Raw genomic sequence first — 22335 nt, forward strand, 5'->3', positions numbered from 1 at the left:
GCCCTCAGCGGCCAGCCCAGCTACCCCGCCCGCGGCGCCGACAACGCGCCCTGCTGGCCGGTCGGCGTCACCGGCAGCATCACCCACAGCCACGGCTGGGCCGCCGCCCTGGTCGGCGCCCGGAGCGCCTGGCGCGGCCTCGGCCTGGACGCCGAGCGCCTGCTGGGCAGCGACCGCGCCGAGCGCCTGGCCGGCGAGATCCTCACCGCCGACGAACTGGCGCACTTCCGCCGCCTGCCCGAGGCCGAGCGCGGCCTGCACCTGACCCTGTGCTTCTCGCTCAAGGAAAGCCTGTTCAAGGCCCTCTACCCGCTGGTCGGCCGGCGCTTCTGGTTTCACGCCGCCGCGCTGGTCGAGCAGGCCGGCGACGGCCGGGTGCGCCTGCAGCTGCGCGAGGACCTGGACGGCGAATGGCGCCAGGGACGCTGCCTGGATGGCCAGTTCGCCGTCCGCGAAGAGCGCCTGCTGAGCCTGGTGGCAGTCGCCGCCGACTGAGGCGCATCGCACAATCGGGGCATTTTTCCAAGCCTGCCCACATACTAGATATTGTGTTAATTTGCGCGCCCTTCGCCACCCGAGCCGGCCTGCAGGACGGTCCACGGCAGGCGACGAACGGCGCAGAGACAGCACTGCCGCGGCCTGCACCGCAGGGCCTGGAGAAGCGCACAGCAGCCCCACAGCTTATCCACAGCACTATCCACAGCCGCGGTTTGCACCCTCGTAACGAGCGCACTATGCTGTGCCAAAGGCACACGAAGGACACTACATCTAGTGTCCTTCGGCTTTTTCAGGCACCACCAGGCGCCAGCTCTTTGACCCTCGTCACAGCCGCAGTGAGACAAGGCCGCAGCCGCCCGGACGGCCGCTCTGCTAGCCTCACTGCCGCGCGCCGGATCGACGCCCCGAGGGGCGCCGGCAGGCGAAGACGAAACACAAGATGTAGTAGTTGCAACAGCCTGCAGACAGACCGGCGCACCGCTCTGTCGCAGCCGGAACAGAGTCATTAACTGACGCTCGCCCCGTGCCGCCTGCCCGCCTGCCCACCGTGGTGTTGCGGCAGGTCGACCCGCCAAGGCGCACCGCGCGAGCGTCCGGTCCGAAACCCAAACTGCGGAGTCCCCGATGCACACCGACACCACTCGCGAGAACGCCCAGGCCGACGCCGGCCAGGATCTGGCCGCCACCGCTCCCGGCCAGCTGCGCGTGATCAAGCGCAACGGCACCGTCGTGCCCTACACCGACGACAAGATCACCGTTGCCATCACCAAGGCCTTCCTCGCGGTGGAGGGCAGCTCCGCTGCCACCTCGTCGCGCATCCACGACACCGTGGCGCGCCTGACCGAGCAGGTCAGCGCCACCTTCAAGCGCCGCATGCCGTCCGGCGGCACCATCCACATCGAGGAGATCCAGGACCAGGTCGAACTGGCCCTGATGCGCGCCGGCGAGCACAAGGTCGCCCGCGACTACGTGATCTACCGCGAAGCCCGCGCCCAGGAGCGCAAGCGCGCCGCCGCGACCAGCGAAGTGGCCCAGCCGCACCCGAGCATCCGCGTCACCCTGGCCAACGGCGAGAAGACCCCGCTGGATCTGGGCCGCCTGCAGACCATCATCGCCGAGGCCTGCGAAGGCCTGGCCGAGGTCGATGGCGCGCTGATCCAGCGCGAAACCCTGAAGAACCTCTACGACGGCGTGTCCGAGAAGGACGTCAACACCGCCCTGGTGATGACCGCGCGCACCCTGGTCGAGCGCGAGCCGAACTACTCCTTCGTCACCGCCCGCCTGCTGATGGACACCCTGCGCGCCGAAGCCCTCGGCTTCCTCGGCATCGCCGAGCGCGCCACCCACCACGAGATGGCCGACTTCTACGCCAAAGCGCTGGCCGTCTACGTCGACAAGGGCATCGAGTTCGAGCTGCTCGATCCGAAACTGCGCGAATTCGACCTGGCCCGCCTGGGCGCCGCGCTGGATCACGAGCGCGACCAGCAGTTCACCTACCTCGGCCTGCAGACCCTCTACGACCGCTACTTCCTGCACAAGAACGACATCCGCTTCGAGCTGCCGCAGGTGTTCTTCATGCGCGTCGCCATGGGCCTGGCCATCGAGGAGCAGGACCGCGAGGCGCGCGCCATCGAGTTCTACAACCTGCTGTCGTCGTTCGACTACATGGCCTCGACCCCGACCCTGTTCAACGCCGGCACCCTGCGTCCGCAGCTGTCCAGCTGCTACCTGACCACCGTTCCGGACGACCTGTCGGGCATCTACAACGCCATCCACGACAACGCCATGCTGTCGAAATTCGCCGGCGGCCTGGGCAACGACTGGACCCCGGTGCGAGCACTGGGCTCCTACATCAAGGGCACCAACGGCAAGAGCCAGGGCGTCGTACCCTTCCTGAAGGTGGTCAACGACACCGCCGTGGCGGTCAACCAGGGCGGCAAGCGCAAGGGCGCCGTGTGCGCCTACCTGGAAACCTGGCACCTGGACATCGAGGAATTCCTCGAGCTGCGCAAGAACACCGGTGACGACCGTCGCCGCACCCACGACATGAACACCGCGAACTGGATTCCCGACCTGTTCATGAAGCGCGTGTTCGAGGACGGCGACTGGACCCTGTTCTCCCCGTCCGACGTGCCGGACCTGCACGACCTGACCGGCAAGGCCTTCGAGGAGCGCTACGAGTACTACGAGGCCCTGACCCAGTACGGCAAGCTCAAGCTGCACAAGACCATCAAGGCCAAGGACCTGTGGCGCAAGATGCTGTCGATGCTGTTCGAGACCGGCCACCCGTGGCTGACCTTCAAGGACCCGTGCAACCTGCGCAGCCCGCAGCAGCACGTCGGTGTCGTGCACAGCTCCAACCTGTGCACCGAGATCACCCTCAACACCAACGCCGACGAGATCGCGGTGTGCAACCTGGGTTCGATCAACCTGGTCAACCACATCGTCGATGGCAAGCTGGACACCGCCAAGCTGGCGCGCACCGTGAAGACCGCCGTGCGCATGCTCGACAACGTCATCGACATCAACTACTACAGCGTGCCGCAGGCGCAGAACGCCAACTTCAAGCACCGTCCGGTGGGCCTGGGCATCATGGGCTTCCAGGACGCCCTGTACCTGCAGCACATCGCCTACGGTTCCGAAGACGCCATCGCCTTCGCCGACCAGTCGATGGAAGCCATCAGCTACTTCGCCATCCAGGCCTCCTGTGACCTGGCCGACGAGCGCGGCGCCTACTCGACCTTCGACGGCTCGCTGTGGAGCCAGGGCATCCTGCCGATCGACTCGCTGGACATCCTCGCCGAGCAGCGTGGCGCCAAGTACATCGAGGTCGACCGTTCCAGCACCCTGGACTGGGCGCCGATCCGCGCCCGCGTGCAGAAGGGCATGCGCAACTCCAACATCATGGCCATCGCGCCGACCGCGACCATCTCCAACATCGTTGGCGTGTCGCAGTCGATCGAGCCGACCTACCAGAACCTCTACGTGAAGTCGAACCTGTCCGGCGAGTTCACCGTGATCAACCCCTACCTGGTCCACGACCTCAAGGCCCGCGGCCTGTGGGACCCGGTGATGGTCAACGACCTCAAGTACTACGACGGCTCCGTGCAGCAGATCGAGCGCATCCCGGCCGACCTCAAGGCGATGTACGCCACCGCCTTCGAAGTCGAGACCAAGTGGATCGTCGAGGCCGCCAGCCGCCGCCAGAAGTGGATCGACCAGGCCCAGTCGCTGAACCTGTACATCGCCGGCGCCTCGGGCAAGAAGCTCGACGTGACCTACCGCATGGCCTGGTTCCGCGGTCTGAAGACCACCTACTACCTCCGCGCGCTGGCCGCCACCAGCACCGAGAAGTCGACCATCACCACCGGCAAGCTCAACGCCGTGTCTGCTGGAGATACCTCGGCCGCAGGCAATCCGTCGATTTCGCAGACCGAGCCGAAGCCGGCGCCGGTGCCGCAGGCGTGCAGCATCGACAACCCGGATTGCGAAGCCTGCCAGTAAGCCGCACGCCCCTCTCCCGCCGGGAGAGGGGCTACCGAACACCTTCGACCGGCCTGCCCCGGTCCCCCAATCAGGAGCAAGCACCATGCTGAGCTGGGATGAATTCGATACCGAGGAAACCGTAGCCGCCAAGCCGGCCGCTGCCGCCAGCGAGAGCGCTGCGCCGATGACCCTCGACAAGCTGGACAGCGCCGGCGACGCCTTCGCCCACGACGCCCGCGCCGTCACCGCCGACGACTCCGCCGCCGTGGCCCGCGCCAAGGCCGCGCTCAACGAGCTGGACATCCGCGAAGGCCTGGAAGACCTCGAAGGCGCCGCCGCCCGCGTGCGCGTCGACGAGAAGCGCATGATCAACTGCCGCGCCGACCTCAACCAGCTGGTGCCGTTCAAGTACGACTGGGCCTGGCAGAAGTACCTCGACGGCTGCGCCAACCACTGGATGCCGCAAGAGGTCAACATGAACGCGGACATCGCCCTGTGGAAGAGCCAGGACGGCCTCACCGAGGACGAGCGCCGCATCGTCATGCGCAACCTCGGTTTCTTCTCCACCGCCGACTCGCTGGTCGCCAACAACCTGGCCCTGGCCGTGTACCGCCTGATCACCAACCCCGAGTGCCGCCAGTACATCCTGCGCCAGGCCTTCGAGGAAGCGATCCACACCCACGCCTACCAGTACTGCATCGAGTCGCTGGGCATGGACGAGGGCGAGATCTTCAACATGTACCACGAGATCCCGAGCGTCGCGAAGAAGGCGTCCTGGGGCCTCAAGTACACCCGCTCGATCTCCGACCCGCAGTTCAACACCGGCACCGTCGAGACCGACAAGCAGTTCCTCAAGAACCTGATCGCCTACTACTGCGTGCTGGAAGGCATCTTCTTCTACTGCGGCTTCACCCAGATCCTCTCCATGGGCCGCCGCAACAAGATGACCGGCACTGCCGAGCAGTTCCAGTACATCCTGCGCGACGAGTCCATGCACCTGAACTTCGGCATCGACATGATCAACCAGATCAAGATCGAGAACCCGCACCTGTGGGACGCCGAGATGAAGGACGAAGCGACCCAGATGATCCTGCAGGGCACCCAGCTGGAGATCGAATACGCCCGCGACACCATGCCCCGCGGCGTGCTGGGCATGAACGCGGCGATGATGGAGGACTACCTCAAGTTCATCGCCAACCGCCGCCTGACCCAGATCGGCCTGCCGGAACAGTACCCGGGCACCACCAACCCGTTCCCGTGGATGAGCGAGATCATGGACCTGAAGAAGGAGAAGAACTTCTTCGAGACTCGCGTGACCGAGTATCAGACGGGTGGGGCGTTGGCCTGGGATTGATGCACCAACAGAGAGGAGCCTGCGGGCTCCTCTCTGACCCCGTTAGAACGGCCCATTTGCCTGGAGCAGCTAGCTCCTGACCCCCTCCTTCTGAATACTTGTGTGCTCAGCTTCGGCAGTGAGCACAGGGGATAGGTATGTCTATTGGGGGCTTGTTGTAATTGGATCAATAATGGAGCTTCTGTTTTTGGACAGTAAGATTGCAGTTATTGTAGCTGTACTCGTTGGTCTGGTTTCTCTGATATTTGTTGTGCCACTTTCTGTCTGGTGGAGTAATAACCCTGAGAAAGTGGATGCTCCACCGATACAAGAGTTTCATAGCTCAATGGAGGCAAGTGCGACTGTGAAACTAAGGGACTCAAGTGTGGAATTTGAGGCCCGGAGTGAGCTGACTATAAAGCGATAGAATTGATCGCTTGATCGTTCCCACGCTCCCGCGTGGGAACGCCGCCCTCGACGCTCCGCGTCCACCAGAAACCCTACGCACAACCGCAGCCCCGCCCAGCAGGGCGGAACCACTGCCGCAATCAATGCGGAAAACAGCAGCGGCACGAAAACCTCAACCTCTTGGCTGAGCACCCCGCCGCCTTCGTGGATCGGCAGCGGCACTCAGCAAATCCCCCCTCCGAGGCGATTCAGGCCGTTACCTGGCGGCGCGTCTACCATCAACACAAGCCCGCCAGCCACGACCTAAACCTGCGAAGGTACGCCATGAGCCAGAAGATCGACCTGACGATCCAGCACGACTACCTGAATCCCTTTGCCTCGCCAGACAACCCCAGACTGTGCCCCGAACTGGCGGACTACCTGTCGGACAGCGCCTGGTATCACTCCGAACTGGAGCTGCAAATCAGCTGCCCGCAAGACGAGCGCGAGCGCCTGCAGCAGGCCATCGGCAATACCTTTACGGAAAAGAGCGAACAGCTCAAAGGCAATATCAGAGCCCAGCGGCTGGGCGGGGTGGTGCTGGCAGGGCTGGCGATCACCCTGGTGCTGGCGGCCACGGCGCTGGGCGTCGAGGGCACTATCCCCGTGGGGGTAGTCACCGTCACCGCGTGGATGATGATCTGGCGCACCGCGGAGATATTCCTGCTGGATATCCGCAACGGCCGACGGGAGCTGCGCAAGTACCAGCGCATCATCAACGCGCCCAAACACTTCGTCTGAAGCCATGCGCTTGCAGGACTCCGATCGTTACCACGCTCCGCGTGGGAATGCAGCCCTCGACACTCCGCGTTCACCCGCAGCGCCGCATGCTCCAGCGAAGTAGCCTGCACCTCGCTTGGTGGAAAATCGCTGCGCGAGTTTTCCACGGGGTGGCCATCCACCCTACGCCGGGCGCTGCGGCGGCGAAAAGCGCCCCTACCTGGCTTGGAAAGCCTCAGTGCTTCACACAGGCAAACAGCGCATTCCCGGAACTGCCGTCCCAAGGAATCAGCTTCTGGTAATCGTGCTCGAACACATGCACCTCGAAGTACGGCTCCAGCAGCGCCTGCAACTCGTCGAAGTTCACCGCGACCATCGGGTGTTCGTCGTGCCACACCTGGGTCTCGTCCGCCACGCGGCGTTCGATGCGCAGCCGCAACGACTGGCGCTCGCCCGCGCCGGGGTAGTTCCAGCCGGAGCTGAAGCTGAACAGGCCGTCCTCATGCTGGGCGCTGTGGCTCACGCAGGAGGCGTTGTCGATCCGCCGCTTGTCGACCGCGTTGAAGCAGAACAGCCCGTCGCTGGCCAGCGCGCGGTGCGCGGTGGCGATGCAGGCCTGCAGGCGGTCGAGGCCGCCGCTGTAGTGGATCGAGTAGAGGAAGCAGGTGATCAGGTCCTGCGGCTCGTCCGCGGTGAAGGCGCACATGTCCTGGCGGGAGAACTGCGCCTCCGGGCAGCGCAGGGCGGCACGATCGAGCATCGGCTGGTTGATGTCGAGGCCGCTGCTGGCGTAGCCGGCGTCGATGAAGTGGCGGACATGCGGTCCGGTGCCGCAGGCCAGGTCGAGATGCCGGCGCCCGCCATTGCCGAACAGCTGCTGCAGCCGGTGCACGCAGTGGCTCTGCGCCGGGTAGTCGATATCGGCGCACATCAGGTCGTAATAACCGGACAGGTCGTTGTAGAGGGTATTGCCGGCCATGATGGTCTGCTGTTCCAGGCGGAGCGTGGGGGCGCGCATCATAGCCCAAGCCGGGGATGGGGGCATGAAAAGCACGCCCGGCGGCGGGGCGCTCGGTCGGCGCCGCCCGGTGGAGGATCGCTGCGCGAGTCCTCCACCCTACGAGAGACGGCTATCCGTTCAGACGCAGTTGCCGGCGCAGCCGCCGCGGGCGCAGGCCGGGGGCTCGGGGTTCTTCAGGGCGCGGCTGCTGACCACGCCGGAGGCGCCGAGCAGCTTGGTCACCGGGGCGTCGTCGGGGATCGAGGCATCTTCCGCCAGGCTGCAGGCGGCGCGCAGTTCGCCCCAGGTCTTCGGGCTCAGGGCCATCGGGTGCTGGACTTCGTACACCTGGCCGTTGGCTTCGCAGCGGTAGTCGTAGGTCGGCATGGGGAATCCTCTCGCGGTGGTTGCGGGTGGCGATACTCTACCCGTTCCTATCGCCACGGAAAGAGGCCACGCGGCAGCGCGGCATGGCGCAGTTCGCAGGTTGCGCCATGGAACCCCGGCACACCGGGCCGGTCAGTCTGTTACCGTGATGCGGCTCACCCGCAACGCCCCAGCGCAAGGAACTTGCCCATGATCGTTCGCCCCCCTGCCCTGTTCGCCCTCGCCATCGGCCTGCCGCTGGCGGCCTGCGCCGCTACGCCCGAGGCGCTCAAGCCGTTCCCGGCCGCCGCCGCGGGTTACCAGCGCCACGTGATCGACCTGCCGGCCCAGCCGGACGAGGCCGACCACAGGGTGGAGCTGATCGCCGGCAAGACCATGGATGTGGACTGCAACCAGCGCCGCCTGGGCGGCCAGTGGCAGGAGAAGACCGTGGAGGACTGGGGCTACGGCTACTACGAGCTGGAGAAGGTCGGCCCGGCGTTCGGCACCCTGATGGCCTGCCCGGACGACAGCCGCAAGCAGGCCTTCGTGCCGGTCGGCGGCGAGCCGATGCTGGTGCGCTACAACAGCAGGCTGCCGCTGGTGATCTACGCCCCCGCCGACGTGGAGGTGCGCTACCGCATCTGGTCGGCCGGGAAGGACAGCAGGCCTGCGTTGCAGCAGTAGAGGGAATCCCCCCTAACCCCCCTTTTGCAAAGGGGGGGATGGCTCGGTGGTGTGCTGGAGAATGGCGTTCTGTGCCTGAACACCTGTAGCTCCACCGACCGACTCCCTCTCTGCCAATACAGGGATGGCTCGGCGGTGTGCTGGAGAATGGCGTTCTGTGCCTGAACATCAGGAGTCGCACCGCCCCACTCCCCCCTTTGTAAAAGAGGGGCCGGGGGGGATTCCGCCGCTGCGGGTGACGCCCCCCCGACCATCAGACCTGGCACCGCCCCACTCCCCCCTTTGCAAAAGGGGGGGCCGGGGGGAATTCCACCGCTGCGGGTGACGCCCCCGACCATCAGACCTCGCACCATCCCACTCCCCCCTTTGCAAAAGGGGGGCCGGGGGGGATTCCACCGCTGCGGGTGACGCCCCCGACCATCAGACCTGGCACCGCCCCACTCCCCCCTTTGCAAAAGGGGGGGGGGCCGAGGGGGATTCCGCCGCTGCGGGTGACGCCCCCGACCATCAGACCTCGCACCGCCCCACTCCCCCCTTTGCAAAAGGGGGGGCCGGGGGGATTCCGCCGCTGCGGGTGACGCCCCCGACCATCAGACCTCGCACCGTCCCACTCCCCCCTTTGCAAAAGGGGGGCCGGGGGGGATTCCCAGCACCTCCCGAATCACCTCCAGCACCCCCGCCAGCTCCCGCAGCACCTGCCGGTTGTCGAAGCGGATCACCCGCAGCCCCAGCGCCTCCAGCGTTCGGGTGCGCTGGCGGTCGTATTCGATGGCCTCCGGCGCATGGTGCTGGGAACCGTCCAGCTCGATGACCAGTTGCGCCGCGGCACAGTAGAAATCGACGATGTAGCCAGCCAGCGGTTTCTGCCGGTAGAACTGCAGGCCGCCCAGCTGCTTGCGGCGCAGGCAGGCCCACAGGCACCGCTCGGCGTCGGTCATGTCGTTGCGCAGCTGGCGCGAAAGCGGTTTCAGACGACGATCATAGGGCAGCATGATGGGACGCCTCCTTGCGTGCCTGCCGTGGGGCGCTCGGCGCCTTGTCAGCCCTGCCTCAGCGCCACCAGCGCGAAGCCGCAGACGATGCCGGCCAGGGCGATCAGCCAGCCGATCCGGTAGCCACGGTTCTTGTTCGCCTGGCGAACGGGGTCCACGGGTTTCTTCTTTCTCACAAGTCCACCTGTCTCTCGATCGAATCAAGGCGCCCGGCCGGCAGCCGGCCCGCGCAAGGCCGTCTTTGTAGGGGCCGCGGGCGCGCTTGTCCAGCCTGACGCGCCGGGCTGCATTATGATTGCCCGCCCCACTCTGCACAGGAACGCGCTCATGGCCAGATGGCTGGTGAAAACCGAACCCTCCGAATGCGGCATCGACGACTTCGCCCGCGCGCCGCAGACGCCGATCCGCTGGGACGGGGTGCGCAACTACCAGGCGCGCAACTTCCTCCGGGCCATGGCCGAGGGCGACGAGGTGTTCGTCTACCACGCGAGCTGCAAGGACATCGGCATCGCCGGCGTGGTGCGGGTGGCGCGCACGGCCTACGTCGACCCGACCCAGTTCGATCCGCAGTCGCCCTACTTCGACGCCAAAAGCACGCCGGACAAGCCGCGCTGGGATGCGGTGGACATGGTGTTCGGGCGCAAGCTGGCGCGGCTGATCTCCCTCGACCGCCTCAAGGCCCTGCCCGGCCTGGAGAACCTGCCGCTGGTGCAGCGCGGCAGCCGGCTGTCGGTGATGCCGGTCGGCGAGGAGGAGTGGCGGATCATTCTGGGCGAGTGGCAGTAGGCGGGACGGCCCCGCCTGACAGGGACGCGGCAGGATCAGGAAGGCAGACAGCACAAGGGGGAGCCCATGGGCTCCCCCTTCGAATCGGTCATGCTTTGTTCTTGTTGTGCTGACGGGCTTGTTGTTGTTTTTGGCAACCCGCCCGGCCGGAGGCCGGTGGTAGTCCCAAGTCGGGACCGCAAGAACAAACGTATTCCTTTGGACGCTGATGTTGCCGCTACCCTTGCGGGTCCTACCGGTGCTGGCCGCTGCCTCGGGGCAGTTTTATCGTTCTCGGTCTGGTCGGGGGGAGATCCCTGACGGGCAACTCCTCTCCAAAAGAATCTGTTTGCTGCGCCTCCACCCTGTTGTTCTTGTTGTTATGGAGTCGTTACGTCTTGTTTTTGTTGTGTTGGTTCAGCGTTGTTGTTTTTGTTGTGCCAGAGATAAAGCAGGTGCCGTGCCAACTTTTGAAATCCCTTTAAAATCAATGACTTATCCATTTCAGGCGCACCCGCGGGGCTGCCGGTGACGGCCAATCGGTTACCCGCCGACCCAGGCGGCGTTACGCCGGCACCGGTGCGGTAACACCCGCGCCCCCACCCTCCCCAGCCGCGTCCGTGGCCGGCTCGCTACATCAGCGCGTCGATCAGCACCGCGTTGGTATAGATCAGGCTGCCGTCGCTGGCGCGATGGCCGACCAGGTGGAACTGGCCGCGCTGGTCCTCCTTGCGCAGGTAGACGCGCAGCTGGCAGTCGGACAGCGGCCCGCATTCCGGTGGGGTGACCAGCTCCAGGGTGGCGAGGTCGACGTCCAGCAGCTCCTCGGCTGCACCGCTGCGCTGCAGGCGCTCTTCGGCCTGCTCGAGCTTCACGCGCTGGTCGCCGCCGATGTAGAAGTGGATCAGCCCCATGGGCACGGATTTCTCGGCGGGACTGGGCTTGCACCAGCTCTCGATCTCGAAACTGCTCATCGCGGTTCCTCCCCTGTGGTGTGGAAGTCCGCCCTTGAGCATAGCCAAGCGGACGGCATTCTCCCGTCCGCTCGACGGCGCGTCGCTCAGGGCGCGCCGAACAGCGCGGTCCAGTAGATTCCCGCATCGCTCTTCGGGTCGATCGCGTAGGCCGCGCCCAGCTCGCGGTACTGCGGGTTCATCAGGGTGGCGCAGTGGCCGGGGCTGGCCAGCCAGCCGTCGACCACCTTGCGCGCGCTGTCCTGCGCGGCGGCGATGTTCTCGCCGATCAGCCCGCCGCCGTAGCCGGCCAGCTCGGCACGGTCGCTCGGGGTGCGGCCGTCGCGGTCGCGGTGGGCGAAGAAGTTGCCGTTGGCCATGGCCCGGCTGTGGGTTTCCGCCACGCTGCCCAGGGTGGCGTTCCAGGCCAGCGGCGCCGCCGCGGCGAAGGTCTGGCCGCCGCACTGGCGGGCCTGGGCGCGGGCGGCGTTGATGCCGTCGAGCAGCTTCTGCCCTTCCGCCTGCCAGTCGCCCATGCGCCCGGCCAGCAGCGGCCGCGCCAGCACGATGCGCCAGTCGCGGCCCGCGCGGCTGACGCCGATATCGACGAACTGCGGGTCCAGCAGCACCTGACAGTAGCTGGCCTGCAGCGCCGTCATGACCGCCTGGGCGTCGCGCGGCCCGGACAGGCTGATGGCCTGGGCGGTCACCATCTGGTAGTCGGTGCGGGTCAGCGCCTGCTGCAGGTCGCCCACGGCGCCGGCCGGCAGGATCAGGCGCGGATCGGCCACCAGCGGCGGCAGCTCCTCGGACACCTGGTTGGCACAGCGCTGCACCTGGCCGCGGTAGGCGTTGATCGACTCGAGCAACTGCGACTCTTCGCTCGCCCCGGCAGCGGCGGCGAACAGCACTCCCAGCGGCACCGCGGCAAGCCGCAGCACGGACGAAGCAATGGGCATGGAAACCTCCTTGGTCGGACTGCCGCCATGATGCGCGATTGCGGCCCCGTTGCGCACGCCCGCCCGGGAAGGCGGCTGGCCGGGGCGCGCAGGGCGCGGCAGCTGTGCGCCTGCCGGCGGCGCGGCTATGATCGGACTCATGAGCACTCCGCCGCCACTCCGCCAGCCCTGCCCGCCCGGTGTCTGCATCTGCAGGCACCGCGAGCTGCTGGACGATCCGCACGGCGACCTGCGCATCCTGCTGCTGACCCGCCACGAGGAAAGGCGCCTGCTGGAGCGGCTGGAGAACATCCGGGAGCTGGCCGAGCTGGAGCGCCTGCAGCGGCGCATGTACGAGCAGCTGGGCATCCGCCTGACCGTCGCGCCCGGCCACAACGAGGTGCGCAGCATGCGCGGCATCACCATCCGCCTCGCCGAGCAGGCGGGGCTGTGCCGCAGGACCCGCCGCGCCATTCCGGCGGCGATCCGCCGCGCCCTGGAGGCGCGCCCGGAAATCGCCTTCCGCCTGCTCGACTCCTTCGACCTGCTGGGTGACGCCTGACCGCCGCCGCCCCGGCCATCACGCCAGCGATCCAAACGCGTCCCGGGCCGCTACAATGCACGGCTTGTTTCGTTGCGCTCGCGAGCCCGCCCCATGTCTCTGCCCAAACACCACCTGGAACTGCTCAGCCCCGCGCGGGATGTCACCATCGCCCGGGAGGCCATCCTGCACGGCGCCGACGCCGTGTACATCGGCGGCCCCAGTTTCGGTGCGCGGCACAATGCCGAGAACAGCGTGGCGGATATCGCCGAGCTGGTGAAGTTCGCCCACCTGTTCCATGCGCGGGTGTTCGTCACCCTCAATACCATCCTCCACGATGACGAGCTGGAACCGGCGCGCACGCTGATCCACCAGTTGTACGACGCCGGCGTCGACGCGCTGATCGTGCAGGACATGGGCATCATGGAGCTGGACATCCCGCCGATCGAGATCCACGCCAGCACGCAGACCGACATCCGCAGCCTGGAGAAGGCCAAGTTCCTCGCCGACGCCGGCTTCTCCCAGCTGGTGCTGGCCCGCGAGCTGAACCTGCAGGAAATCCGCCAGATCAGCGACAGCGTCGACGCCACCGTGGAGTTCTTCATCCACGGCGCGCTGTGCGTGGCCTTCTCCGGGCAGTGCTACATCTCCCACGCGCAGACCGGACGCAGCGCCAACCGCGGCGACTGCTCGCAGGCCTGCCGCCTGCCCTACACCCTCAAGGACGAGAGCGGCGCGGTGGTGGCCTACGAGAAGCATCTGCTGTCGATGAAGGACAACAACCAGAGCGCCAACCTGCGCGCGCTGATCGACGCCGGCGTGCGCTCGTTCAAGATCGAGGGGCGCTACAAGGACGTCAGCTACGTCAAGAACATCACCGCCTACTACCGCCAGCGCCTCGACGAGATCCTCGAGGAACGCCCGGAACTGGCCCGCGCGTCCAGCGGCCGCACCGAGCACTTCTTCGTCCCCGACCCCGAGCGCACCTTCCACCGCGGCAGTACCGACTACTTCGTCAACGACCGCCTGGCCGACATCGGCGCCTTCGACTCGCCGAAGTTCACCGGCCTGCCGGTCGGCGAGGTGCTCAAGGTCGGCAAGCGCGACCTGATCGCCAGCACCAGCGACCCGCTGTCCAACGGCGACGGCCTCAACGTGCTGGTCAAGCGCGAGGTGGTGGGCTTCCGCGCCAGCGTGGTCGAGCTGCTCAGGCAGTTCGAGGAGAACGGCGAGCCGCGCTGGCAGTACCGCGTCGAGCCCAACGAGATGCCGGAAGAACTCAAGCGCCTGCGCCCGAACCATCCGCTCAACCGCAACCTCGACCACAACTGGCAGCAGGCGCTGCTGAAGACCTCCGCCGAACGGCGCGTCGGCGTCAGCTGGCAGGCCACGCTGAGTGCCGGGCGCGTCACCCTGACCGCCGCCAGCGAGGAAGGCGTGAGCGCCTCGGCCAGCCTCGACGGCGCCTTCGGCGCAGCCAACAAGCCGGAGCAGGCGCTGGAGCAGCTGCGCGACCTGCTCGGCCAGCTGGGCACCACCATCTACCACGCCGATGCCGTGGAGATCGACGCGCCGCAGATGCCGTTCGTGCCCAACTCGCAGCTCAAGGCGCTGCGCCGCGAGGTGATCGAGGCGCTGACCGCCGCGCGCATCGCCGCCCACCGCAAGGGCTTCCGCAAGCCGGTCAGCGTGCCGCCGCCGGTCTACCCGGAGTCGCACCTGAGCTTCCTCGCCAACGTCTACAACGAGAAGGCGCGCGCCTTCTACCAGCGCTTCGGCGTGCAGCTGATCGACGCGGCCTACGAGGCCCACGAGGAGACCGGCGAGGTGCCGGTGATGATCACCAAGCACTGCCTGCGCTTCTCCTTCAACCTGTGCCCCAAGCAGGCCAAGGGCTACACCGGCGTGCGCAACAAGGTCGCGCCCATGCAGCTGGTGCACGGCGACGAGGTGCTGACCCTGAAGTTCGACTGCAAGCCGTGCGAGATGCACGTGATCGGCAAGATCAAGGGCCACATCCTCAACCTGCCGCAGCCGGGCAGCCAGGCGAGCATCGTCGCCGAGATCAGCCCCGAGGACCTGCTGAAGACCATCAGGCGGCAGCCGCTGCACTGACCCCGGCAACGACCCGCGCCGCTATCGGCGTGGGGCATGACGAACGGTGGGCAAGCCTGGCTTGTCCACCGTTCGTCGTTTCTGGCCCGCGATCTGGCGCCGCGGGACTGCTGGCCGCGCCGGCTACCCGGCAGCCGGCGCATCCGCGCACTAGACTTGAGACGTCACTCCCCGGAGATCGCCGTCATGAGCAAGAGTCACGAAACCCACAAGGAAGGCCGCAAGAAGCCGCAGAAGAGCGCCCAGGAAAAACGCCAGGCCAAGCGCGTCAAGAAGTCCGGCGGCACCCTGCTGGGCAGCCACGCGGCGCCCTGAGCCATGCCATGCCCCGGCGTCGCACGCCGGGGCCGCTTGCATGCGCGCCGCGATCCGGTAGGCTGGACGGCCAATCACTGGAGGAATCCCCATGGCCCGAGCCACTGCCCGTCACATCCTGGTTTCCAGCGAAGCCAAGTGCCTTGAACTGAAAGCCGCCATCGAAGCCGGCGCCGACTTCGCCCAGGTCGCCCGCGACAACTCCACCTGCCCGTCCGGCCGCGACGGCGGCAACCTCGGCTCGTTCGGCCGCGGCCAGATGGTCAAGGAGTTCGACAGCGTGGTGTTCAGCGCACCGCTCAACGTCGTGCAGGGTCCGGTGAAGACCCAGTTCGGCTACCACCTGCTGGAAGTCACCAGCCGCCAGGACTGATCCCGGCGCACAAGCAAAAGGGGCTGCCCGATGGCAGCCCCTTTTGCATTGTCCGGCGTAAATCAGGCCGTACCGTCGCCCTGCAGCTGCCGGGCGATGCGTTGCGCCAGCGCGGCGAGGCGTTCCTCGGCCTCGCGCTGCTCCGCCTCCTGTCTGAGCAGCGGCACGCACAGGTTCAGCGCCGTGAGCACCAGCAGCTCGTGGCTGCCGGCGCGCGGGAAGCGCTGCTGGTTCTGGTCGAGCTGCTCCTGCAGCCTGGCCGCAGCCTGCTCGAGGATCGCCTCCTCGCCGGCCGGCGCCCTGACCGGGTAGCCGATCCCGAGGATCTTCAGGACACGGACGCCACTCTCGCTCATGCGGCGCTACTGGCACCGGCGCGCTGGATCAGCGCCTGCAGGCGGGCCAGGGTGGCGGCCTGCTGCTCTTCCTGCTCCAGCGCGGCCATCTGCAGGTTCTCGTTTTCTTCGCGGGCCTGGCGCAGCTGCTGCTCGAGCTGCTGGCAGCTGGCGCTCAGGGTCTGGTTCTGTTGCAGCAGATCGGCCACAAGGCCTTCGAGTTGCGCAAGGGTGGTTTCAAGCATGGGAACGCTCCGAGGGCTCGTGAATGGCGGCAGAGGATAGTTAAAAGCCCCGCCCCCCACAACCGCCGGACGCTGTGCGACAGGTGCCGGCGAGCGCCCGAGCCGCTAGAATCGGCCACTCCCCGTTCCCGGGCCGGCCCGGGGACCCAACCCTCGCAGCGAGAGAACCGACATGGGCGCCCAGTGGAAAGCCAAACCGAAAGAAGCCGCCGCCAACGCCAGGGGCAAGATCTTCGGCAAGCTGGTGAAGGAAATCATGATTGCCGCGCGCAACGGCGCCGACCCGGACATGAACCCCAAGCTGCGCCTGGCCGTGTATCAGGCCAAGAAGGCGTCGATGCCCAAGGACACCCTGGAGCGCGCGATCAAGAAGGGCGCCGGCCTGTCCGGCGAGGTGGTCAACTACGAGCGCACCGTCTATGAAGGCTTCGCCCCGCACCGCGTGCCGGTGATCGTCGAGTGCCTGACCGACAACCTCAACCGCACCGTGGCGGAAATCCGCGTGCTGTTCCGCAAGGGCCAGCTGGGCACCACCGGTTCGGTGAGCTGGGACTTCGACTACCTGGGCATGATCGAGGCGACCCCGGAAGGCGACGCCGACCCGGAGCTGGCCGCCATCGAGGCCGGCGCCCAGGACTTCGAGGCGGCCGAGGAAGGCGCCACCCTGTTCTACACCGAACCGACCGACCTCGACGCGGTGTGCAAGGCGCTGCCGGAGTTCGGTTTCACCGTGCAGTCGGCCAACCTCGGCTACAAGGCGAAGAACCCGGTGAGCCTGTCCGGCGCCGAGCTGGAGGAAGTCGAGGCCTTCCTCGAGGCGCTCGACAACCACGACGACGTGCAGAACGTCTACGTCGGCCTCAACGCCGAGTGACGCCCTGCCAGCAGTGTACCGCCGCCCGGCGGTGCACTCCGTCGCCATGACCGAACTGCAGTTCGCGCCGCTGGCGCCGCCGCTCAAGCCGCTGCTGGACAAGTTCTACCGCGCCCATCGCTCGTCGATGCGCGCCCCCAACGGCGCCCGGGTATGGGTGGCGCGCCGCCAGGAAATCCTCGCCGCGCTGTGCCTGACCGCCGTCGACGACGGGCACTGGCTGACCGGACTGCTGGTGGCGCCGGGCGAGCGCCGCCATGGCCTGGCCAGCCGGCTGGTCGAGCAGGCACTGGCGCGCACCCCGGGGCCGGTGTGGCTGTTCTGCCACCCGGATCTGGTCGGCTTCTACCAACGCCTGGACTTCGCACCGGCAACCCGGCTGCCAGCGGCTCTGGCCGAGCGCCTGGCGCGCTACCAGCGCAGCAAGGCGCTGGTGGCCCTGGCGTCCCCCGACGCGAGGATCTGACCGGGAAAAGGCACGCGACGGGCGGAGTCCGGCTCAGTACCTGCCCATCTCGATGCTCTGCTCGCCAAGCAGGCGCGACTCCTCGCCGGCCGCCCTGGCCTTGTACACGGCCTTCACAGTGGCGTAATAGCTGTGTCCGCGCCCGCCCGAACAGGGCGGCAGGTAGGCGCCACCCTTGCCACGCAGCCAGCCCTGGTGCTTCTGCTCGACGAACATGCCGGCCGGCAGGTCGAGGCTTTCCCCGGCGACCGAGGGGATGGTCGCACTGGCCTGCCCCGGAGACAGCCACAAGCCCAGCTTGCCGTGGCCACCGTGATCCATCAGGAAATAACTGCGGTCGCTGAACTCGACGATCAGCGCATTGGCGCCGGCCGGAATGTTGCCGACCCGCAACAGCGGAGTCGAACCGTGGCCACCAGCCCACAGGCAGCGCTGTCCGGCTGGGACCGTCTGACCATCCCACAGCGGGTCAACCAAGGCCACCTGCAACCTGGCCGGACGTTCCACTGGCGCATAGCCCGACGACGCGCAACCGCCCAGCAGGCTCAGGCCAGCCAGCACCAGCAGGATCGACTTCTTCATTGGCATTCCTCGCATGCTCGCCCCGGACAGCTGACAGCCGGACCACCGCAGCGGGGCAGCCAAGGCAGCAGCGGACCGACTGTTTTTACCACTTGGGGCAAGGTCTCTGCAGCTGGCGCCAGGGGGGATCGGCGCCGTGCACGATCGAGGGCGTCATGCGCAAGGATTGCATACGGGTTTCCCGCGCCGCAGCACGGGAAACCTCAGGCAGGGAACGCCGGCAGGATCAGACGAAATCCTCGTCGTCGCCACCACCGAAGAAGTCGCCACCGAAGAAACCGCCATCGGCTTCTTCCGCGGCCGGGGCTTCTTCCGCCACCTGCGGCTGCTCGGCCGGCGCCGCCTCGGCCACCTTCTCCGCCTCGTCGCCCTGGAACATGTCCATCAGCATGTTGCCCAGCACCATGCCGCCGGCCACGCCGGCCGCGGTCTGCAGGGCGCCGGACATGAAGCCGCCACCCTGCGCCGGCATGCCGCGCTGGCCGAAGGCGGACTGCTGGGCAAAGCCCGGCTGCTGGCCGAAACGGCTGGCACCGGCCGGCTCGTGCCAGCCGGAGCGCGCCGGCTGGGCGCTGACCGGGGCACTGGCCGCCGGCTGCTGCGGCTGGGAGCGACCGCCGAACAGGCCGGAGAGGAAACCGCCGCTGCTCTGCTGCGGCTGGCTCTGGACCTGCCTGAGGCTCTCGACCTGTGCCTCCAGCTCCTTGACGCGAGCGTCGAGCTGCTGGATGGCGTTCTCCTGCACGATGATCGCCTGCGCCATGTAATAGGGTGCCGCCGGCTGGCGGGCGATGTGCTCGTTGATCAGCGCCTCGGCCTGGGCTTCGCGCGGGGCGGATTGCCCCTCCACGGTACGCAGGCGGGTGAACAGACCGTCGATCAGGTTCTTCTCTTCAGCGTGCATGCTTGTCTCTTCAGTGGTTGCAGCAAGATAGGCGCATCTTCTGAATCGCCCCGGACGATGTCAAAAGCGAGCTATTGCAAGAGTTTTCCTCACCGCCGCCACTGCGTTGCCGGCGACGCCTGCATGACCAGAGGTCATGCGCGAGGCGAGCCGCCGCGGCCGGCCAGGCGGGGCTCGGATCGGCGCCATCTGCCACACGGTTTACCGCCGCGGGAGCAAAACCTTATATAATCCACGGCCTTTCACTGTCCGAACATGAGGATCATTCATGAGCACTCTGCCGCCCTGCCCCAAATGCAGCTCCGAATACACCTACGAGGACGGTCCGTCGCTGATCTGCCCGGAGTGCGGCCACGAGTGGTCCGCGCTGGCCGGCGGCGAAGCCCAGGCCGAGGGCGAGAAGGTGATCCGCGACTCGGTGGGCAACGTCCTCGCCGACGGCGACACCGTCACCGTGATCAAGGACCTCAAGGTCAAGGGCTCCTCGCTGGTGGTCAAGGTCGGCACCAAGGTCAAGGGCATCCGCCTGTGCGACGGCGACCACGACATCGACTGCAAGATCGACGGCATCGGCGCCATGAAGCTTAAGTCCGAGTTCGTCAAGAAGGTCTGACCCCTGCGGTTTCCCGCGCTCCGGCGCGGGCCTCCCGCCCCGGCCACAGGGGCTGGCATGGGCGAGATGCGCAGGCACCGTGGTCCGGCGCCCATCGTGGATGCCGGCCTGCGGTTCCGAGGCGTGCCCTGCCGGCGCGCGCGGATGTCGTGGTCTATGCTCCCTGCGCCCCTTCCCCACAGCAGGAGAGCACCGCCATGGGTCTGTTCAGCACGATTCTGGAAAAGCTCGGCCTTGGCGCCAAGGCGCAGGCCGCACCGGCACCGCCAGGCGCACCGGCAGGCGGAACCGCCCCCGGTCCGGTAGCCGAAGGCGGCGCGACGCCGGCCATGCCGCTGGTCGATGTGGTGGCCCGACTGGAAGGTCTGGCCGCCGCCCATCCGGAAAGGCTCGACTGGAAGGTCTCCATCGTCGACCTGCTCAAGCTGCTCGGCCTCGACAGCAGCCTGGCCGCGCGCAAGGAACTGGCCAGCGAACTGGGCTGCCCGGCGGACAAGATGGGCGACTCGGCGCAGATGAACATGTGGCTGCACAAGACCGTGCTGCAGAAGCTGGCCGCCAACGGCGGCAACGTGCCGAAGGAACTGCTGGACTGAAGCACCGTGCGTCGACCTGCCGCCGCACGGCGGCGGGCGACCGCAGCGGAGGGCACGGCAGACGCATCACGACCGGGTATAATGCGTGCCGCACCGAGGTCTGGCCGACCAGAGCCTCCCCAACGCCGAACCGGATACACCATGTCGAAGACCAACACCCCCGACACCCATGCACCCTGCGAAGCCCAGCCGACCGGCACCGAAGCCGGCCAGAGCGGCGGCATCCCCGCCTTCCGCTTCCCCTTCTCGCCGGAAACCTACGCTCCGAAGCAGGACGACGGTCAGCCCTGGCACCAGCGCAACAACAAGTGCAACCACGACAAACGCCCGGGCATGGCCCCGCGCGGTACGCGGCGGTCGATGGGAAAGCGCTAACCACAAGAAGTACCGACTGCCCTGATAAAGATCAACTCCAAGAGTGCCTTCCTAACGCGGCCTTGAGCAATTCGTTCGCAAATCCTGTGCTTCAATCGGGGAGCAAAGCCAATCAGCTGCACGGTGGCGCGGACTACTGCCTGTTTCAATCCGCGCAGCCGCGTGGGGCGCGACACGGTGCAGCCGCTGCCGCATTGGCCGTCAATCGTTTCAATCCACGCGCCCGCGTGAGGCGCGACCGGCCAGCAGGCTGATCAGCAGGGCCAGGCCAGCGTTTCAATCCACGCGCCCGCATGAGGCGCGACCTCCATGCCGATGCCCTCGAGCAGCGGGCCGAGGTCGTTTCAATCCACGCGCCCGCATGAGGCGCGACGCTGGGAGCGCGACCTGGCCGGCAAGATCCAGGCGTTTCAATCCACGCGCCCGCATGAGGCGCGACTGTTGTACCTCCTCGAGACGACGGGGCAGATGCAAGTTTCAATCCACGCGCCCGCATGAGGCGCGACGAAACGCATTCCACGCCGTCCTGACCCCAGGCGCGGTTTCAATCCACGCGCCCGCATGAGGCGCGACAATTGCGCCGGTCCAGTCGGATGCCGTGGTGGTCGTTTCAATCCACGCGCCCGCATGAGGCGCGACGCCCAGCTGCCGGACCCCGCTGCGCCCTTCGACGTGTTTCAATCCACGCGCCCGCATGAGGCGCGACACCAGCGATACGCCGATGCAGATGAGCAGCATGTGTTTCAATCCACGCGCCCGCATGAGGCGCGACCGGTGGACGGCAAGTCGCCCGCCGATGTGCGGGAGTTTCAATCCACGCGCCCGCATGAGGCGCGACGGCCGGCACGTACAGCCCGTTGGGGGCAACCTGCTTGTTTCAATCCACGCGCCCGCATGAGGCGCGACTGCAGGCTCGCGAGCCAGGTCGCCTCGTCTCCGACGTTTCAATCCACGCGCCCGCATGAGGCGCGACTCGGCAGGGTCTCGCCGATCAGGCCGGTGGCGCTGTTTCAATCCACGCGCCCGCATGAGGCGCGACAAGCGGCTGGACGGCTACAAGGTGGCCGGCGTGGTGTTTCAATCCACGCGCCCGCATGAGGCGCGACGCTGGTCGGCGCGCTGGCGGCCGGGGGTGCGGTATGGTTTCAATCCACGCGCCCGCATGAGGCGCGACTGGGGATCATGTACTGACGTCCGTTCGCTGCGTTGTTTCAATCCACGCGCCCGCATGAGGCGCGACCGTGGCCGTGACGCCGAGGCCGCGCTGCGCGTTGGGGTTTCAATCCACGCGCCCGCATGAGGCGCGACAGCAGCAGCGTGGCGTCGTTGGCCAGCGACTCCAGGTAGTTTCAATCCACGCGCCCGCATGAGGCGCGACCGGCCCCTTCCGACATGGGCCAAGGTGTCCGTAGTTTCAATCCACGCGCCCGCATGAGGCGCGACGACCGGGACGTGGCCGCTGAGCACGCGGCATCGGCGTTTCAATCCACGCGCCCGCATGAGGCGCGACGACTGCGCAAGCTTCGCCCGGTCGGCCATGCCGAAGTTTCAATCCACGCGCCCGCATGAGGCGCGACGAGCTGCGCCAGGCCGGCGCCTCCGCCAGTGTGAAGTTTCAATCCACGCGCCCGCATGAGGCGCGACCGCAGAGTACCGGGCGTTCGCCTCGACCCTGTCGTCCGTTTCAATCCACGCGCCCGCATGAGGCGCGACCACGTTCTTATAACTCATTGATTCAATTAAGAAAACCAGCGTGGATTCGCGAACCGCCAAAACACTTCGCGCAATCAAGATCCTTCATCCACAGACCATCGAA

The 22335-nt window shown here is 67.1% G+C and carries 24 protein-coding genes and 1 CRISPR repeat array; of the genes, 15 read left to right on the forward strand and 9 right to left on the reverse strand.

Annotated features, from left to right (window positions below):
- The 4 genes from E5198_RS06480 to E5198_RS06495 form a co-directional block, all read left to right on the forward strand.
- Positions 1–495 (forward strand): 4'-phosphopantetheinyl transferase (locus E5198_RS06480; protein WP_136489185.1); only part of this gene is annotated, 495 nt, incomplete at its 5' end.
- A 627-nt stretch (positions 496–1122) separates the two neighbouring features.
- Positions 1123–4002, forward strand: coding sequence for a ribonucleoside-diphosphate reductase subunit alpha (locus E5198_RS06485; protein WP_136489186.1), 2880 nt, complete (start codon positions 1123–1125; stop codon positions 4000–4002).
- Positions 4003–4087: 85 nt separating this feature from the next.
- Positions 4088–5338 (forward strand): ribonucleotide-diphosphate reductase subunit beta, encoded by a 1251-nt coding sequence (locus tag E5198_RS06490; RefSeq protein ID WP_136489187.1) that lies wholly within the window; start codon positions 4088–4090, stop codon positions 5336–5338.
- Between the two features lie 711 nt (positions 5339–6049).
- Complete coding sequence (locus E5198_RS06495; protein ID WP_136489188.1) at positions 6050–6505, forward strand: hypothetical protein; 456 nt, start codon at positions 6050–6052, stop codon at positions 6503–6505.
- Between the two features lie 214 nt (positions 6506–6719).
- On the opposite strand, the gene E5198_RS06500 is transcribed toward E5198_RS06495, so the two are convergent.
- Positions 6720–7463, reverse strand: coding sequence for a class I SAM-dependent methyltransferase (locus E5198_RS06500; RefSeq protein ID WP_178084049.1), 744 nt, complete (start codon positions 7461–7463; stop codon positions 6720–6722).
- 159 nt (positions 7464–7622) lie between these two features.
- The gene (locus tag E5198_RS06505) at positions 7623–7871 is read right to left on the reverse strand and encodes a zinc ribbon domain-containing protein (protein ID WP_136489190.1); all 249 of its coding nucleotides are present in this window, start codon (positions 7869–7871) and stop codon (positions 7623–7625) included.
- 189 nt (positions 7872–8060) lie between these two features.
- Between E5198_RS06505 and eco the strand changes: the two genes are divergently transcribed.
- On the forward strand, positions 8061–8537 hold the full coding sequence (gene eco, locus E5198_RS06510; RefSeq protein WP_136489191.1) for a serine protease inhibitor ecotin: 477 nt from the start codon (positions 8061–8063) through the stop codon (positions 8535–8537).
- Positions 8538–9127: 590 nt separating this feature from the next.
- On the opposite strand, the gene E5198_RS06515 is transcribed toward eco, so the two are convergent.
- Positions 9128–9529 carry an endonuclease domain-containing protein gene (locus E5198_RS06515; RefSeq protein ID WP_136489192.1) on the reverse strand — a complete coding sequence of 134 codons (402 nt, stop codon included), beginning with the start codon at positions 9527–9529 and terminating at the stop codon, positions 9128–9130.
- Between the two features lie 327 nt (positions 9530–9856).
- Between E5198_RS06515 and E5198_RS06520 the strand changes: the two genes are divergently transcribed.
- Positions 9857–10315, forward strand: a complete 459-nt coding sequence (locus E5198_RS06520; protein WP_136489193.1) for an EVE domain-containing protein — start codon at positions 9857–9859, stop codon at positions 10313–10315.
- A gap of 611 nt (positions 10316–10926) precedes the next feature.
- Here E5198_RS06520 and E5198_RS06525 read toward each other — a convergent pair.
- Complete coding sequence (locus tag E5198_RS06525; protein WP_136489194.1) at positions 10927–11268, reverse strand: hypothetical protein; 342 nt, start codon at positions 11266–11268, stop codon at positions 10927–10929.
- A gap of 86 nt (positions 11269–11354) precedes the next feature.
- A complete protein-coding gene (locus tag E5198_RS06530) occupies positions 11355–12206 on the reverse strand; it encodes a CAP domain-containing protein (protein WP_136489195.1) in 852 nt (283 codons plus the stop codon).
- A 139-nt stretch (positions 12207–12345) separates the two neighbouring features.
- On the opposite strand from E5198_RS06530, the gene E5198_RS06535 reads away from it, so the two are divergent.
- From E5198_RS06535 to E5198_RS06545, 4 genes are all read left to right on the forward strand, one after another.
- Complete coding sequence (locus E5198_RS06535) at positions 12346–12747, forward strand: hypothetical protein (protein ID WP_136489196.1); 402 nt, start codon at positions 12346–12348, stop codon at positions 12745–12747.
- A gap of 93 nt (positions 12748–12840) precedes the next feature.
- Positions 12841–14841: a U32 family peptidase gene (locus E5198_RS06540; RefSeq protein ID WP_136489197.1), complete on the forward strand. Its 2001-nt coding sequence runs from the start codon at positions 12841–12843 to the stop codon at positions 14839–14841.
- A 186-nt stretch (positions 14842–15027) separates the two neighbouring features.
- Positions 15028–15156 carry a hypothetical protein gene (locus tag E5198_RS21940; RefSeq protein WP_256659003.1) on the forward strand — a complete coding sequence of 43 codons (129 nt, stop codon included), beginning with the start codon at positions 15028–15030 and terminating at the stop codon, positions 15154–15156.
- 91 nt (positions 15157–15247) lie between these two features.
- The gene (locus tag E5198_RS06545) at positions 15248–15529 is read left to right on the forward strand and encodes a peptidylprolyl isomerase (RefSeq protein ID WP_136489198.1); all 282 of its coding nucleotides are present in this window, start codon (positions 15248–15250) and stop codon (positions 15527–15529) included.
- A 62-nt stretch (positions 15530–15591) separates the two neighbouring features.
- Here the strand turns inward: E5198_RS06545 and E5198_RS06550 are convergent, their stop codons facing one another.
- Both E5198_RS06550 and E5198_RS06555 read right to left on the reverse strand, forming a co-directional pair.
- On the reverse strand, positions 15592–15885 hold the full coding sequence (locus E5198_RS06550) for a cell division protein ZapA (protein ID WP_136489199.1): 294 nt from the start codon (positions 15883–15885) through the stop codon (positions 15592–15594).
- Positions 15882–16109, reverse strand: a complete 228-nt coding sequence (locus E5198_RS06555; protein ID WP_136489200.1) for a hypothetical protein — start codon at positions 16107–16109, stop codon at positions 15882–15884. The genes E5198_RS06550 and E5198_RS06555 overlap by 4 nt, the downstream gene beginning before the upstream one ends.
- Before the next feature lie 172 nt (positions 16110–16281).
- Between E5198_RS06555 and E5198_RS06560 the strand changes: the two genes are divergently transcribed.
- Positions 16282–16983, forward strand: coding sequence for a YebC/PmpR family DNA-binding transcriptional regulator (locus tag E5198_RS06560; protein WP_136489201.1), 702 nt, complete (start codon positions 16282–16284; stop codon positions 16981–16983).
- 46 nt (positions 16984–17029) lie between these two features.
- Positions 17030–17449, forward strand: coding sequence for a GNAT family N-acetyltransferase (locus tag E5198_RS06565; protein WP_136489202.1), 420 nt, complete (start codon positions 17030–17032; stop codon positions 17447–17449).
- A 33-nt stretch (positions 17450–17482) separates the two neighbouring features.
- On the opposite strand, the gene E5198_RS06570 is transcribed toward E5198_RS06565, so the two are convergent.
- Both E5198_RS06570 and E5198_RS06575 read right to left on the reverse strand, forming a co-directional pair.
- Positions 17483–18031, reverse strand: a complete 549-nt coding sequence (locus E5198_RS06570; protein ID WP_136489203.1) for a hypothetical protein — start codon at positions 18029–18031, stop codon at positions 17483–17485.
- Between the two features lie 226 nt (positions 18032–18257).
- Positions 18258–18935 carry a DUF2076 domain-containing protein gene (locus E5198_RS06575; RefSeq protein WP_136489204.1) on the reverse strand — a complete coding sequence of 226 codons (678 nt, stop codon included), beginning with the start codon at positions 18933–18935 and terminating at the stop codon, positions 18258–18260.
- A 268-nt stretch (positions 18936–19203) separates the two neighbouring features.
- Between E5198_RS06575 and E5198_RS06580 the strand changes: the two genes are divergently transcribed.
- The 3 genes from E5198_RS06580 (at position 19204) to E5198_RS06590 (ending at position 20519) form a co-directional block, all read left to right on the forward strand.
- Complete coding sequence (locus tag E5198_RS06580; protein WP_136489205.1) at positions 19204–19548, forward strand: zinc ribbon domain-containing protein YjdM; 345 nt, start codon at positions 19204–19206, stop codon at positions 19546–19548.
- 197 nt (positions 19549–19745) lie between these two features.
- A complete protein-coding gene (locus E5198_RS06585) occupies positions 19746–20144 on the forward strand; it encodes a DUF3597 domain-containing protein (RefSeq protein ID WP_136489206.1) in 399 nt (132 codons plus the stop codon).
- Positions 20145–20285: 141 nt separating this feature from the next.
- Positions 20286–20519: a hypothetical protein gene (locus tag E5198_RS06590; protein ID WP_136489207.1), complete on the forward strand. Its 234-nt coding sequence runs from the start codon at positions 20286–20288 to the stop codon at positions 20517–20519.
- A 142-nt stretch (positions 20520–20661) separates the two neighbouring features.
- Positions 20662–22232: a CRISPR direct-repeat array (repeat unit 32 nt; unit sequence GTTTCAATCCACGCGCCCGCATGAGGCGCGAC).
- Positions 22233–22335: the final 103 nt, after the last annotated feature.

Origin of the sequence: Pseudomonas sp. A-1 (genome assembly GCF_004801855.1) — a bacterium.
Classification (GTDB): Bacteria; Pseudomonadota; Gammaproteobacteria; order Pseudomonadales; family Pseudomonadaceae; genus Geopseudomonas.